This window comes from Meiothermus sp., from assembly GCF_025056915.1.
Lineage (GTDB): Bacteria > Deinococcota > Deinococci > Deinococcales > Thermaceae > Meiothermus.
Map to the genome: position 1 here is coordinate 1 of NZ_JANWVH010000082.1, position 12,669 is coordinate 12,669.

At 63.1% G+C, this 12,669-nt stretch carries 15 protein-coding genes, 2 tRNA genes and 1 pseudogene; 10 read left to right on the forward strand and 8 right to left on the reverse strand.

The annotated features are described in order from the left end of the window. Nucleotides 1–189 precede the first annotated feature (189 nt). The 4 genes from NZN28_RS11950 to NZN28_RS11965 all read right to left on the reverse strand — a co-directional run bounded on the left by NZN28_RS11950 (nucleotide 190) and on the right by NZN28_RS11965 (nucleotide 1,665). Nucleotides 190–633, reverse strand: coding sequence for a hypothetical protein (locus NZN28_RS11950; protein ID WP_295398487.1), 444 nt, complete (start codon nucleotides 631–633; stop codon nucleotides 190–192). A gap of 47 nt (nucleotides 634–680) precedes the next feature. Beyond that, nucleotides 681–1,301, reverse strand: coding sequence for a nitroreductase family protein (locus tag NZN28_RS11955; RefSeq protein ID WP_295398490.1), 621 nt, complete (start codon nucleotides 1,299–1,301; stop codon nucleotides 681–683). Between the two features lie 164 nt (nucleotides 1,302–1,465). Continuing rightward, nucleotides 1,466–1,541: transfer RNA gene (locus tag NZN28_RS11960), tRNA-Phe, on the reverse strand. Nucleotides 1,542–1,588: 47 nt separating this feature from the next. After that, nucleotides 1,589–1,665: transfer RNA gene (locus tag NZN28_RS11965), tRNA-Asp, on the reverse strand. Between the two features lie 74 nt (nucleotides 1,666–1,739). On the opposite strand from NZN28_RS11965, the gene NZN28_RS11970 reads away from it, so the two are divergent. Continuing rightward, nucleotides 1,740–2,084 carry a hypothetical protein gene (locus NZN28_RS11970; protein ID WP_295398491.1) on the forward strand — a complete coding sequence of 115 codons (345 nt, stop codon included), beginning with the start codon at nucleotides 1,740–1,742 and terminating at the stop codon, nucleotides 2,082–2,084. Here the strand turns inward: NZN28_RS11970 and NZN28_RS11975 are convergent. The 3 genes from NZN28_RS11975 to NZN28_RS11985 all read right to left on the reverse strand — a co-directional run bounded on the left by NZN28_RS11975 (nucleotide 2,054) and on the right by NZN28_RS11985 (nucleotide 4,915). Further along, on the reverse strand, nucleotides 2,054–2,665 hold the full coding sequence (locus NZN28_RS11975) for a phosphoribosylanthranilate isomerase (RefSeq protein WP_295398493.1): 612 nt from the start codon (nucleotides 2,663–2,665) through the stop codon (nucleotides 2,054–2,056). The two genes, NZN28_RS11970 and NZN28_RS11975, sit on opposite strands and share 31 nt — an antisense overlap. Nucleotides 2,666–2,774: 109 nt before the next feature. Next, nucleotides 2,775–4,169, reverse strand: coding sequence for a LutB/LldF family L-lactate oxidation iron-sulfur protein (locus tag NZN28_RS11980; RefSeq protein ID WP_295398495.1), 1,395 nt, complete (start codon nucleotides 4,167–4,169; stop codon nucleotides 2,775–2,777). Nucleotides 4,170–4,186: 17 nt separating this feature from the next. Then, nucleotides 4,187–4,915, reverse strand: coding sequence for a (Fe-S)-binding protein (locus NZN28_RS11985; protein WP_295398498.1), 729 nt, complete (start codon nucleotides 4,913–4,915; stop codon nucleotides 4,187–4,189). A gap of 126 nt (nucleotides 4,916–5,041) precedes the next feature. Between NZN28_RS11985 and NZN28_RS11990 the strand changes: the two genes are divergently transcribed. After that, nucleotides 5,042–5,368 carry a heavy metal-binding domain-containing protein gene (locus NZN28_RS11990; protein ID WP_295398514.1) on the forward strand — a complete coding sequence of 109 codons (327 nt, stop codon included), beginning with the start codon at nucleotides 5,042–5,044 and terminating at the stop codon, nucleotides 5,366–5,368. A gap of 22 nt (nucleotides 5,369–5,390) precedes the next feature. Here NZN28_RS11990 and NZN28_RS11995 read toward each other — a convergent pair whose 3' ends face one another. Further along, nucleotides 5,391–6,479 (reverse strand): DUF418 domain-containing protein, encoded by a 1,089-nt coding sequence (locus tag NZN28_RS11995; protein WP_295398500.1) that lies wholly within the window; start codon nucleotides 6,477–6,479, stop codon nucleotides 5,391–5,393. A 37-nt stretch (nucleotides 6,480–6,516) separates the two neighbouring features. Between NZN28_RS11995 and NZN28_RS12000 the strand changes: the two genes are divergently transcribed. The 8 genes and pseudogenes from NZN28_RS12000 to NZN28_RS12035 form a co-directional block, all read left to right on the forward strand. Next, nucleotides 6,517–7,044 carry a DinB family protein gene (locus tag NZN28_RS12000; RefSeq protein ID WP_295398502.1) on the forward strand — a complete coding sequence of 176 codons (528 nt, stop codon included), beginning with the start codon at nucleotides 6,517–6,519 and terminating at the stop codon, nucleotides 7,042–7,044. A gap of 395 nt (nucleotides 7,045–7,439) precedes the next feature. Then, nucleotides 7,440–8,183 (forward strand): basic amino acid ABC transporter substrate-binding protein, encoded by a 744-nt coding sequence (locus NZN28_RS12005; protein ID WP_295398504.1) that lies wholly within the window; start codon nucleotides 7,440–7,442, stop codon nucleotides 8,181–8,183. 18 nt (nucleotides 8,184–8,201) lie between these two features. Then, entirely contained in the window at nucleotides 8,202–8,852 is a 651-nt protein-coding gene (locus NZN28_RS12010) for an amino acid ABC transporter permease (RefSeq protein WP_295398507.1), read from the forward strand. A gap of 2 nt (nucleotides 8,853–8,854) precedes the next feature. Further along, on the forward strand, nucleotides 8,855–9,418 hold the full coding sequence (locus tag NZN28_RS12015) for a cupin domain-containing protein (protein WP_295398508.1): 564 nt from the start codon (nucleotides 8,855–8,857) through the stop codon (nucleotides 9,416–9,418). 14 nt (nucleotides 9,419–9,432) lie between these two features. After that, entirely contained in the window at nucleotides 9,433–10,383 is a 951-nt protein-coding gene (gene speB / locus NZN28_RS12020; RefSeq protein WP_295398510.1) for an agmatinase, read from the forward strand. Beyond that, a complete protein-coding gene (locus NZN28_RS12025; RefSeq protein WP_295398511.1) occupies nucleotides 10,376–11,113 on the forward strand; it encodes an amino acid ABC transporter ATP-binding protein in 738 nt (245 codons plus the stop codon). Before speB ends, NZN28_RS12025 begins: the two co-directional genes overlap by 8 nt. Before the next feature lie 3 nt (nucleotides 11,114–11,116). Then, nucleotides 11,117–12,277, forward strand: a complete 1,161-nt coding sequence (locus NZN28_RS12030) for a PLP-dependent aminotransferase family protein (RefSeq protein WP_295398513.1) — start codon at nucleotides 11,117–11,119, stop codon at nucleotides 12,275–12,277. Between the two features lie 47 nt (nucleotides 12,278–12,324). Further along, nucleotides 12,325–12,669, forward strand: a pseudogene (locus tag NZN28_RS12035) (hypothetical protein); the annotation flags it as partial.

Consider the following 12,669-nt stretch of genomic DNA (forward strand, 5'->3'; position numbering starts at 1 on the left):
TTTTCGAGTTTCCAGGCCGCCACTTTTCTGTCCAGGACAAAGCTTTCTTATAGTCGAATGGCTCTAAATATGTGAAGAGCGCTCTAACTTGGTTCGCTCACCGTGGGGGTGTGGTTGTACGGGCTTTTTTGCGACACAGCTCTGAGCAGATGTCGTGCACGACACCCAACAATGCAAAAACTCAGCCATTCAGCCCAAGCGTAGCAGGGGCCGCCACCAGGGGATGGCCAGCAGCATCGAGGCCAGGCTCAGCCCGTACCAGATCAGGGCCTGCCGCTGCTTGAGCAGTGCGTCGGTGGCTTTTTTGACGCGGCTGCTGCCCACGTGGGCCAGCACCACAGCGGCCAGCATCAGCACCCAGTGCTCGGCCACAAAAAAGCGGGTCTGGCTGTTTTGCATGGCGGCCCCCAGGTTGCCCAGGGCGCTTTGCACCAGGGGGCTCGAGACCAGCAGCAGAATGCCCAACACCAGCTGCAAATCCATCAAACCGGTGTAAAGAAGGCCGGCCCGACGGTCGGCAGACCCGTAGGTACGGCCCCTCAGGCCGCTAACGATTTGGTACACGAGCCAAACAGCCGCCAGCAACACCAGCCATCGCGCGAGGTTGTGGAGGGTCAGGAGAAACTCGTACATGGTTCCAGCCTAGAGCAAACGACGCTGAAAGAACACCCTCTGCGCCTTTATTGCCACTGCACCACCCGCCCCAGCGGGTGACGGTGGTGCTCGTACCCGGCTTCATCCGCGACCCCCATGGGCAGCAAGGCCGTGATGGCCACGTGGGAGGGCAGGCCCAATACCTCCTTGACCCTGGCGGCATTGAAGCCGCCCATGGGTACGGTGTCGTAACCAAACGAGCGGGCAATCAGCATCAGGAACCCCAGCAGGATAAAACCCTGGGCCTTGCCCCAGTTTTCGCGTTCTTCGTCGCTTTGGCCCTCCCAGGCCTTGCGAAAGCTGGCAGCCCGGGCCTGTTTTTGTTCTTCGGAAAAACCCGGGTGAAGGACCTCCTCCACGTGCTCGAGCGTATCCTTCATGTCGCTGTAGATGACCAGCACCGCAGGCGCGGAGCTCACCTGGGCCTGATTGTTGGCGGCCTCACGCAAGCGTTCTTTGACTTCGGCGTTCTGGATCACCACCACCCGCCAGGGCTGAAGGTTGTTGGAGCTGGGGGCTTTGAGGGCCAGCGAAAGGATTTCCTCCAACCGCTCTCGTGGAATCGGGTCGGGCTTGAACTTGCGGATGCTGCGGCGGGTCAGAACGGCATCTTTCACCGAGAGGGTGCGTTCGCTCAAGGCTTCCATACAACGGCCTACTCTAGCCGATTTGCTGCGGCCAACCATGCTATGCTTTACAATTCATAGCGTAGAAGACTTCAATGAGGCATGAATTTTGTAGGAATGCCGGGATACCCGAACCTCGAGCGCTTCCTGGGCAACGGCCTGCCTCTGGCTTTTTTGTTTTGGTGTGGTGCCAAGGGGCGGAATCGAACCGCCGACACTGCGATTTTCAGTCGCATGCTCTACCGACTGAGCTACCTTGGCGTGCGGCGCGCCGGGCGTGGCGCAAAGGCCAGGCCCGGCGGCAGTGATGGCGCTCCGGACGGGACTTGAACCCGCGATCTCCCACGTGACAGGCGGGTATGTTGACCAACTACACCACCGGAGCAGATTGTTGCACAGCGTCGGAGTCGTCCGAACGGGCACATAGGATAATAGCGGCTGGCCTACTAGGTGTCAAGCATGCTGACCTGGAAAGAGGTGCTTGCCCAGCACAAAACCCTGCGAGGAATTGGGGCCCATAGCCTGCTGGTTGACCGGGGGGAGTCGGGCTACCCAAACCGCTTCTTGCCCGATGGCTCCATTCTGTACCCGGGCGAGGGGCTGTCGGGCAGCCAGCAGCCGGTGAAGGGGAACCGGCGGCTGCTTCAGGCCCTCGCCGCCCAGACCCCCCTGCGGGTTTACCAGCGCATCCAGCCCAACTGCTGGCTGGATCGGGGTTTGTTCCGGGTCGAGGGGGTGGAGTACCGCTGGGAGGAGGCCGAGCGCCGCTACGTCTACTGGTTCCGGCTGGTGCCGCTCACCTGAGCCAGAAACTGCCGCAGCTTATGGGGGTCTTTGAGCCGCGGCGCTGCCTCTACCCCGCTGCTCACGTCCACCGCATAGGGCTTCAGCTCGAGCACCGCTTGCAGGTTGTGGGGGGTCAGGCCCCCGGCCACAATCAGCCGGGGGTGGGGCTTGAGGGGAGCCAGCCAGTCCAGCGGATAGCCTTGCCCGCTGCCGGGGCTCACCCCGTCGAGCAACAGCGCGTCGGCGGGGTACGAGCGCCACTCGGGCGAGGCTGGCCCCGAGAGCCGGAAGGCCTTGATGACCGGGAAAAACTGCCGGATATGCTCGGCCCACTCGGGAGGTTCAGCCCCGTGAAGCTGGACTACCTGGAGCCGGGCCGCCTGCATCTGCTTTAGAACAGCCTCAGGGGGCGTGTCCACAAACACCCCCACCCGCACCACCAGGGGCCCCAGGGCCTCGGCGATGGGGCGAACCTGGGTGGGCTCGAGGTAGCGCCGGGTGCCGGGAACCAGCACAAAGCCCAGCGCCCAGGCCCCCAGCTCTTCGGCCAGGAGGGCGTCCTCGAGGCGGGTCAGGCCGCAGATTTTGGCGCGGGTCATAGGGGTCTTGAGTCGGGGGTTTTTCCAGGAGATGTGAAGCCCAGGGCTCTTTCTGTTTCACTACGGGCAATAGACCATAGGCTGTAGACCATAGACTATCGAGATTACCCTACACCTCCCCATCCTCCCACATCTGCCGAAAGCTCTTGGGGCTGGGCTTCAGGCCCGCCCGGCCCTCCGTCCAGGCTTTGAGCACCGGCACCAGCGAGTTGTCCAGGGCTTTTTCGGGCAACAGGCGCACCGCCCGGGAGGCCAGGCGGTAGGCCCAGGGCCGGGTCATGGCCAGGGCATAGCCCTTGATGGCGGCGGCCTCGAGGCGGGGGGTGAGCCCTTCCTGCACCGCCCGGTTGCGCCAGGTGAGCAGCAACTTGGGGATGGGAATCCGCACCGGGCAGGCCTGGAAACAGGCCCCGCACAGCGAGGAGGCGTAGGGGAGGGGCTTGGTTTCCGAGAGGCCCAAAAGCCCAGGCGAAAGAATCGCCCCGATGGGGCCGCTGTACACATAGCCGTAGGCGTGGCCGCCGGTCTGGCGGTAGACCGGACAGGCGTTCAGGCAGGCCGCGCAGCGCAGGCAGCGCAGGGTTTCCCAGGCCTCGGGGTCGGCCAGCACGCTGCTGCGCCCGTTGTCCACAAAGACCACGTGGACTTCCTCGGGCCCGTCGGGCTCGCCCGGCTGCCTGGGGCCCTGAATGAGCGAGACGAAGGTGCCCAGCCGCTGCCCGGTGGCGGCGCGAGCAGTCAGCGACAGGAACACCGATAGGTCGGAGAAGCGGGGCAGGAGTTTCTCGATGCCCACCAGGGCTACATGGATGCGCGGGGCCGAGGTGGAGAGCCGTATGTTCCCCTCGTTTTCAATCAGGGCTAAGGTGCCGGTCTCGGCGACCACAAAATTGCCGCCCGAGATGCCCATATCGGCCTGCAAAAACCCCTCGCGCAAGAGCTTTCGGGCCACGGCGGCCAGCTGGTCGGGGCTGGCCTCCAGGGGGGTCTGGAAGCGCTCGTGGAAGAGCCGGCGGATTTGCTCCAGGTTCAGATGGATGGCTGGCCCCACGATGTGCGAGGGGGGCTGGCCCAAAAGCTGGATGATGTACTCGCCCAGGTCGGTCTCCAGGGCCTCGATGCCCATCGCTTCCAGCATGGGGTTGATGCCCAGCTCCTCCGAGACCATGGTCTTGGCCTTGACCACCTTTTTGACCCGGCCTGCGCGGGCAATCTCGGCCACAATGCGCCGGGCGTCGTCGGCGTCCTCGGCCCAGTGCACCTGCACGCCGTTTTTCTGGAGGTTGGCCTCGGCTTCCAGCAGGTAGCGCTCCAGGTGGGTCAGAACGTGGTTCTTGACCGCCTCGGCCCAGCGGCGCCAGGTTTCGGCCTCCACCTCGGCGTAGGCCTGGCGCCGTTTGCTGTCGAAGTTGAGGGTGGCCCCGGTGACCGAGTCGCGCACCTCGGGGGTCTCGCGCAGCACTCGAGCGGCTTCCTGGGGGTAGTGGTTGGCGGTCACTTTCATGGCAACCTCGCAAAGGTCTATCTCTGGGCGGCCTCCCACAAAACCGAGGCCAGGGGCCTGACGGGCAGGTTGAGGCCCCGGTTCTCGATGCGCCCGCTCAGGTGGAGCATGCAGCCGCCATCGGCGCTGGTCAGGTAGTCCATCTGGCCCTGGGGCAGGGTGGCGAGCTTGCGGTCGGCCATGCTCAGGGCCACCTCGGGCAGCTTGACCGAAAACAAGCCGCCAAAGCCGCAGCACTCCTCGGCTGCGGGCCAGTCCACAATTTCGGCCCCGGCGTTGCGCAAAAGCGTGAGGGGTTCTTGTTTGATGCCGAGTTCGCGCAGGGCGTGGCAGCCGTGGTGGTAGGCGATGCGCCGCCCCGAAAGCCCCTGGCCCAGCCGGCTGACCCCCAGCACCTTGACGATGAACTCGGAAAGCTCGTAGGTCTTGCGACTCAGGGCCTCGGCCCGGGCGAACCTGCGGGGTTGGTCGCGGTACAGCTCGGGGTAGAAGGCCCGCAGCATGGTGGTGCAGGAGCCCGAAGGCAGCACCACGTAGGGGGCGTCCTCGAGCACCTCCAGGGTGTGCTCGGCCACCTGGCGGGCCTCGGCCCAGTAGCCCGCGTTGTAGGCAGGCTGGCCGCAGCAGGTCTGGCCCTCCGGAAAGGTTACGGTACAGCCCAGGTGCCTGAGCAGCCTGACCGCCGCCACGCCGGCCTCGGCGAAGAACTGGTCGGCCAGGCAGGTGATGAAGAGGGCCACTTTCATGTTAGGTGGATTATATCCAAACAGGTGCAAAACCATCGGGGCAGGGCACGCTCCAAACTTCCGAACGGCTGGCGGGGTTGGCCAAAACTGCGCTTCCGACCCTATGATAGTGCCGTGCGACGCAAGATGATTCTTTCCACCTCGAGCCAGCTGGAAGGCTACCAGATTACCGAGTACTTGGATGTGGTCTTTGGCGAGGCCATTGTGGGGGCCAACATCTTCCGCGACCTTTTGGCCTCGGTGCGCGACATTGTGGGGGGCCGGAGCGGGGCCTACGAGGCCGAGCTTCGCAAGGCCCGCGAGATTGCCCTCTCCGAGCTCGAGCAGGCCGCCCTGGCCCGCGGGGCCGATGCGGTCATTGGCATTGACGTGGACTACGAGACCGTGGGGCAGGGCAATATGCTCATGGTGACGGCCTCGGGTACGGCGGTGAAGGCCAGCAAGCGGTACTGAGCTTTGCGACCACCTTCTTCGCCTACGTCGGGGAAATTCCGCGATAGGTGAAGTCTCGCCAGAGGCGCTCGAGCGGCCCCTGCCCAAAGCGCGCCAGCCACCAGCGGCTCAGGGCCACCTGCAAGGCCACAAAGCCCACGGCGATGGCCGGAAACCACAGCGGGTGCACCGTGCCATATAGCCCCAGCCCGTAGCCATAGAAAACCGTGCTCATTACAGCGGACTGAAGCAGGTAGTTGCTGAGGGGCAGGCGGCCTGCGTAGCGCAGCCGCTGCAGCCAGCCCAGCCGGGGCCACAGCAGGCGAAAAAGCGCCATGTACACCAGGGCAAAGGCCAGCCCGCCCAGGCCCCGCAGGGGTTGCAGCTCGGGGTGAGCGGCGTTGTAGAGGTTGGCCGGGATGCCAACCAAAAGCCCTGCCGCCACCACCCGCCAGAGCACAGTCGGGCCATAGGTCTGCCAGCGGGGGGCCAGGTACATGCCCAGCAGAAAGAGGCCCAGCAATTCCACGCCCTGTATCAGCACGCCCAGCAGGGTGCCGGAGAACCAGAACGAAAAGCGCTCGAGGCTCACCGCCCAGAAGCCTCCGGTTCGCATCACCTCGTTGTTGTAAAGCTCGTTCCAGACCGCGCTGTCTCGGGTGAAGAAGGTCAGCAGGAAGTAGAGCGCATAGCCCGCCAGCAATAGCAAGGCGATTTGCGCTGGCCGGTGGGGCCGGCCCAGGTAGCGCAGGGCGAACAGGCCCACCAGGGCGTAGGCGGCCAGAATATCTCCCTCAAACAAAAACACCCCGTGCAGCGCCCCCACCCCCAGCAGCCAGCCCAGGCGGCGGCGGAGTAGCTTCTGTGCATCCAGACCCGCTTCCACAAAGCGCCGGTGTTGCAGAGCTAGGCCCAGCCCAAACAGAATCGAGAAGATGGTGTAGAACTTACCGCTAAAGAAAAAGGCCAGCACCTCGCGGCCCAGCTCGTAGCCGGGCGAGGCCCCGTGAAGGGCGGCGTACAGGCCCACCCCGGCGAAGATTTCCAGGTTCACCGCCAGGATGCCTACCAGCGCGAAGCCCCGCAGGGCATCCAGAAAAGGGTCGCGCTCGAGCGAGGGTAGCGGCTGCACCAGGTGATTGTACGGGGATTGCCTTAGAATCGGGAATATGCAAACCCCGGTGCAAGTCCCCCCCTTTTTGCGTGGCGACGTGGAGGGCGTTCCTCTGATTGTTTCGGTCTGGTTGCGCAGCCTCGAGGAGGTCGAGGAAACCGTGGCCAGGTGGGCTTCCGACCTCGGTTCCGCAGGCTTCTGGTGGGTTCCTGCGCCGGACACCAACCCCATTGGGGGCCTGGTGCGGCATATTGGGGGTTCGTCGTACCGCTTGATGCTGCGCGGAACCGGCCAGGAAATACCCGAAGCCGTTCGCATTCGCCCCGCCGAGGAGATGGCCCCCTCCGGGCGCAACCCCCAGGAGGTGCTGGCCGAGTTTGCTGAGCATATGGCCAAAACCAAAGCGGCGCTCCGAACCCTGACCATGGGCGACCTCGAGCGGGTCGTCCGGTTTGCCCAGTACGAAGTCAAGGCGGCCTACGTGCTCGACCATATTGCCGCCCATGCCCAGCACCACGCCGGCCAGATCATCACCACCCGCAAGTTGTGGAATGCACGGCAGGAAAACACCCACAGCCCATAACCAAACCGAACCGGTGAACGCCAGCCAGCAGTAGAGCGGTCATCGTAGCCAAGGGCGAAATGCCCGAAGGGGTGCAGGCGCTTGGGGAACCAGCGGTTGCTCAAGGCCAGAGGCTGTTATCGCGCTCTTCACAGACCTAGCCACCCATCCATGCGGCACTGCTCTGCACAGGACAAAGCTTTTGTAAAGCCGAAAGCAAATAATGCGCGAAGAGACCCCTAGCTCATTTACTGCGACCCTCCTGAGATGCGGGTTCAGTTCTGGCCGATTCCGCGCCTGGCTGGTTTGCAAAGATGAAGGGAAGGATATTGCATATAACTCAACTATTGTTGCATATTCAACAAAAGCATGTTAGATTTGACGCACCGTTGAACGGTTAAGACTGGGAGGATGCTATGCGTAAATGGGTAAACTTGGTGATTCTGGCAGTGTTGGTCAGCTTCTCGAGTGGCCTTGCCCAAAGCTGTCTTGCCAATGCCCGGGCCAACGGCCTGACTGTGGGCACCAGCCCGGACTATCCGCCTTTTGAGTCGCTAGACAAGAACAACAAGATTGTTGGCTTCGATGTAGACCTGCTCAATGCTATCGGCGCAGAACTGGGGCTCAAGGTGAAATTTGTGGGGCAGAGCTTTGATGGGTTGATTCCGGCCCTGCTGTCCAAAAAGATTGATGTGATTGCAGCAGGCCTGACCATTACTGAAGAACGCAAAAAGTCGGTGGACTTCTCCCGACCCTACATTTCTGGACCCAACGTCATCATCACCCGCAAGGAGACCACCGGGATTAACAAGCTCGAGGATTTGGTCGGTAAAAAGGTAGCTGTACAGATCGGCAGCGCCCAGGAGAAAATCGCCAGCGGGGTGAAGGGCGCGGAGGTTAAGTCTTACAATCTCTACACCGATGCCGCTCTGGCTGTAAACACCCGCCAGGCCGATGCTCTGATCGTACACCGTTTCGTGGGCCGGGCTTTCCTCAAGCAATACCCCGACCTGAAGATTGTGGCCGAGCTCAATCAGGTGGATACCGGACTGGCTTTGCGTAAAGACTGCGGCGATTTGCGCCGGGCCATTGACACGGCCATCGAGAAGCTCGAGAAAAACGGCAAGATGGAAGAACTTGCGGCCAAGTGGTTCAAGTAACCCGAGCGGCCTCCGCTTATGGATTTTGCTCTGATCCGCGACAGCCTGCCGTTTTTGCTCGAGGGGGCCTGGGTAACCCTTCGCATCACCGCGCTCTCGCTGGTGTTTGGGATTCTCCTGGGTACGGTGGTGGCGCTGGCCCGGATGTCCCCCATTCGCTGGCTTTCCTGGCTGACGCTGGGGTACATCGAGCTGCTGCGAGGAACACCCCTTCTGGTGCAGATTTTTCTGATTTTTTTTGGCATCCCCCAGCTCACCCAGCAGCAGATTAACGAGTTCGCAGCCGGGGTGCTGGCCTTTAGCATCAACACCAGTGCCTACGTGGCCGAAATTCTGAGGGCGGGGATACAGAGCATTCCCAAAGGTCAGCGTGAGGCCGCGCTTTCGCTGGGGCTGAGCCCCACCCAGACTCTGCGCTACATCGTCTTGCCCCAGGCCTTTACCCGGGTGATTCCTCCGTTGGTCAACGAGGGCATTTCCCTGCTCAAAAACTCCTCGCTGCTCTCGGCCATTGCGGTGATCGAACTGACTCGAGCCGGACAGCTCATCTCGGCCCGCACCTTCAAACCCTTCGAGATGTATCTGGCGGTTTCGCTGATCTACCTGGGAATGACCCTGATTCTGAGCTGGGTGGCCCGGGGCCTCGAGGCCCGCTGGCAGGTGCGTTAGCTGTGGATCGGGACAGCCTTTCTCCCCCTTCTTTTCCCATTGGCCAGCGGCTGCGGGCTACCCGCCTGGCCAAGGGTTTCACCCTGGAGCAGGTGGCCAGGCGCAGCGGTCTGGACAAGTCGTTCATCAGCCGCCTTGAGCGCGAAGCCACCGAAGCTTCGGTAGCCTCGCTGCTCCGGGTATGCGCGGCTCTGGGCATTCAGCCGAGTTCGCTCTTTGAGCTTCCCAAAGTCAATCTGGTGCGCTCTGCCGAGGCCCCCTGTGCCCACTTCGGTGGGGAAGGGGTGCGGGACTTCATTCTGTCGCGTGGCCTGGATGGCGAAATTCTGGTGTTGCGCACCGAGGTGGAGCCCGGAGGGCACGGGGGAAAAGAGCTCTATATCTTCCCCGCCGATACCGATTTTGTCACCGTGCTCGAGGGGAGCCTGGAGTTCACGGTGGGAGAGGAGCGGTATGTGCTGTACCCCGGCGACAGCCTGACTTTTTGCGGGCAGGAGCCCCATACCTGGCGCAATCCGGGTTCGGTTCGCGCGGTGGTGCTGTGGGTTCTGAGCCCGGCCCCCTGAATGGAGAGAGAAGCATGAGCTACCAACCTGCAAACTCCCTCGAGTCCCCCCGCTTTGCTGGGGTACGCACCTTCATGCGCCTGCCGCACCTTCGCACCCTGGAAGGGGTGGATTTTGTGGTGCTGGGCATTCCCTGGGACGACGCCACCACCCACCGACCCGGGGCCCGCTTTGGCCCCGAGGCCATCCGGCGGGTCTCCATCATGCTCAGGCCCTGGAACCCCTACTGGGACGTGAAGATCTTCGATTACCTCTCCGGGGTGGACTACGGCGATGTGCCGGTGGTGCCGGGGTACATCGAGGACACCTACGCCCGCATCGAGGCCGAGTTTGAGAAGATTGCCCGGGCTGGGGTGACCCCCATCGCCATGGGTGGGGATCATTCCGTGACCCTGGGCGAGCTGCGCGGGCTGGCCCGGGTGCACGGCCCGCTGGCCCTGGTGCACATTGACGCACACCTGGACACCTTAGACCAGTACTTCGGGCGCAAGTACAACCACGGCACGCCTTTCCGCCGGGCAGTTGAGGAGGGGTTGGTAGACCCCCACCAGTCCATCCAGGTGGGCATTCGGGGCTCCAACTACGGCCCTGAAGATTACCAGGGCACCCGCGACCTGGGGTATGAGCTCCTCACCATGTACGAGTTTCAGCGGATCGGCCTCGAGGCCACCCTGGAGCGGATCCACCGCCGGGTAGGCGATAGGCCCTGCTTTATCAGCATTGACATTGATTCGGTGGACCCGGCCTATGCCCCCGGCACCGGCACCCCCGAGGTGGATGGTTTCACCAGCCGCGAGGTTTTGCAACTGGTGCGGGGGCTCAGGGGGCTCAACTTCAAGGCCGCCGATGTGGTGGAGGTCTTGCCGGCCATTGACCCGGGAGAGATCACCGCCTATCTGGGAGGTAACCTGATGTACGAGCTGATCTCGCTTTTGGCCCTGCGCAAGAAGGAAGCCGATGAGTGAGGCCATCATCCAAGTTCGGGGGCTCAACAAATGGTTTGGCCGCCTGCACGTGTTGCGGGAGGTAAACCTGGAGGTTGGGGTAGGGGAGAAGGTGGTCATTGTGGGGCCATCGGGCTCGGGGAAATCCACCTTGATTCGCTGCATCAACCGCCTCGAGGAGTTTCAGCAGGGTGAGGTGATCGTAGACGGAATTCCCCTCAGCTCAGCCAAAAACCTGGAGGCTGTACGGCGCGAGGTGGGGATGGTGTTCCAGCAGTTCAACCTGTTCCCCCATATGAGCGTGCTGCACAACGTTACCCTGGCCCCTTGCAAGGTGCGGGGCTGGAGCCTGGAAAGGGCAGAGCGCAAGGCATTGGAGCTGCTCGAGCGGGTGGGCATTGCCGATCAGGCCCAGAAGTATCCGGCCCAGCTTTCGGGGGGCCAGCAGCAGCGGGTGGCCATCGCCCGGGCCCTGGCCATGGAGCCCAAAATCATGCTGTTTGACGAGCCTACCAGCGCGCTCGACCCGGAGATGGTGGGGGAGGTACTGGATGTGATGCGCAGCCTGGCCGAAAGCGGCATGACCATGCTGGTGGTCACCCACGAGATGGGTTTCGCCCGCGACGTGGCCGACCGCGTGGTGGTGATGGATCAGGGGCAGATCCTCGAGCAGGCCCCTCCCCAGGTGATTTTTCAGAACCCTACCCACGAGCGCACCCGCACCTTCTTGCAGCGGGTGCTTCACCACTAAACCATGCCTGATGTAACCCAGACCCGCATTCCCCCAGGGGTCATTGACCTCGGAGTAGGACATCCCAGCCTGGAACTTCTTCCGCTCGAGCCGCTCCACCAGGCGGCCCTGCACCGCCTGTCCCAGGGCGACCCTTCCTTCTTGCAGTACGGGGTCGAAAGCGGAGATGGCTATTTCCGAACCGAGCTGGCCGGGTTTCTCAGCCGACACTACGGTTTTGCCCTGGGGCCAGAGGAACTGTTCATCACCAGCGGCGTGTCCCAGGCCCTAGACCTGATCTGCACCGTTTTCACCCGGCCCGGTCAGGTGGTTTTTGTGGAGGAGCCCACCTACTTTTTGTCGCTGGGGATTTTCCGCGACCATCACCTCGAGGTAGTAGCCATTCCCACCGACGAAAACGGGCTTATCCTCGAGGCCCTCGAGGTGGCCCTAAAGCAGCATCAACCGGCCTTTCTCTACACCATTCCCACCTTCCAGAACCCCACCGGCACCACCCTGAGCCAGGAGCGCCGCGAGCGGTTGGTGGAGCTGAGCCAGCAATATGGTTTCTTGATTGTGGCCGACGAGGTGTATCAGCTTCTGCACTATTACCAGCCTCCCCCCCCTTCGCTGGGCCGTTTTGCGGATCGGGCGGGGGTACTCAGCCTGGGTTCGTTCTCGAAAATTTTGGCGCCGGGGCTGCGCCTGGGCTGGATTCAGGCCGCGCCCCACCGGCTACAAGCCCTGGCCCAAAGCGGCCTGGTGGCCAGTGGGGGAGGGCTGAATCCCTTTGCCTCGGCGGTGGTTCGCAGCGCGCTGGAGCTTGGCCTGCTGGAACCGTATCTGCAGAAACTGCGCAGCGTTTACCGCAGCCGCCTTGAAGCTATGCTCCAGGCCCTCCGGCAGGAGGGTTTGGAGCCTCGCTACCTTCCGCAGGGGGGGTATTTTCTCTGGCTCGAGCTAGACCCCAGCTTCGAGACCCAGCGTTTGCTCGAGCAGGCCATCAAAGAGGGGGTTCGCTACCAGCCCGGCGCCCGCTTCTCCAACCAGGGCCGACTGGCCCATGCCCTGCGGCTGTGTTTGGCCTACTACGATATTCCCGATTTGCTTGAAGGGGTGCGTCGGCTGGCTGGGGTGCTGCGGGTTGTTGCTGCGGCGGCTGGAAAAGGGCACTGCATTGAGTAATCAGGAAGTGAAAGAGTAAACGAAACGAAGGCGCGAGGAGCTAATCCATGCCGAATCTCGAGACCCCGCACAACGTTTTGGAAAAACATCAGCTCACCCTCCGCTGGCAAGGCCCCTACGCCTGGCCCGGCTACGAGGCCCCCTCTGGCCTGCCCGCCCTCCCCCCGGTGCCCGGGGTGTACCTGCAAACCTTCGAGTACCAGGGCGCCTACCTGATCTACCTGGTGGGCCTGAGCCGCCGCCCGCTCACCGCCCGCTTCCGGGAGCACCGGCGGCATTACCGGGCCGGGCAGTACAACGTCCTGGAGGTGGCCGCCATCCAGCAAGGCCAGCGGCGGGAGGTCTGGCACGGCTGGGGCTACGCCCGGGCCCATCCCGAGGAGTTCGAGGCC

Excerpts from the sequence above, each read along its gene's own strand:
- NZN28_RS12000 (WP_295398502.1), top strand. The coding sequence starts at position 6,517 with ATGCAAACCCCGGTGCAAGTCCCCCCCTTTTTGCGTGGCGACGTGGAG.
- NZN28_RS11950 (WP_295398487.1), bottom strand. The coding sequence starts at position 633 with ATGTACGAGTTTCTCCTGACCCTCCACAACCTCGCGCGATGGCTGGTG.
- NZN28_RS12010 (WP_295398507.1), top strand. The coding sequence starts at position 8,202 with ATGGATTTTGCTCTGATCCGCGACAGCCTGCCGTTTTTGCTCGAGGGG.
- NZN28_RS12030 (WP_295398513.1), top strand. The coding sequence starts at position 11,117 with ATGCCTGATGTAACCCAGACCCGCATTCCCCCAGGGGTCATTGACCTC.
- NZN28_RS12005 (WP_295398504.1), top strand. The coding sequence starts at position 7,440 with ATGCGTAAATGGGTAAACTTGGTGATTCTGGCAGTGTTGGTCAGCTTC.
- NZN28_RS11985 (WP_295398498.1), bottom strand. The coding sequence starts at position 4,915 with ATGAAAGTGGCCCTCTTCATCACCTGCCTGGCCGACCAGTTCTTCGCC.
- NZN28_RS11955 (WP_295398490.1), bottom strand. The coding sequence starts at position 1,301 with ATGGAAGCCTTGAGCGAACGCACCCTCTCGGTGAAAGATGCCGTTCTG.
- speB (WP_295398510.1), top strand. The coding sequence starts at position 9,433 with ATGAGCTACCAACCTGCAAACTCCCTCGAGTCCCCCCGCTTTGCTGGG.
- NZN28_RS11980 (WP_295398495.1), bottom strand. The coding sequence starts at position 4,169 with ATGAAAGTGACCGCCAACCACTACCCCCAGGAAGCCGCTCGAGTGCTG.
- NZN28_RS11975 (WP_295398493.1), bottom strand. The coding sequence starts at position 2,665 with ATGACCCGCGCCAAAATCTGCGGCCTGACCCGCCTCGAGGACGCCCTC.
- NZN28_RS11990 (WP_295398514.1), top strand. The coding sequence starts at position 5,042 with ATGATTCTTTCCACCTCGAGCCAGCTGGAAGGCTACCAGATTACCGAG.
- NZN28_RS12025 (WP_295398511.1), top strand. The coding sequence starts at position 10,376 with ATGAGTGAGGCCATCATCCAAGTTCGGGGGCTCAACAAATGGTTTGGC.
- NZN28_RS11970 (WP_295398491.1), top strand. The coding sequence starts at position 1,740 with ATGCTGACCTGGAAAGAGGTGCTTGCCCAGCACAAAACCCTGCGAGGA.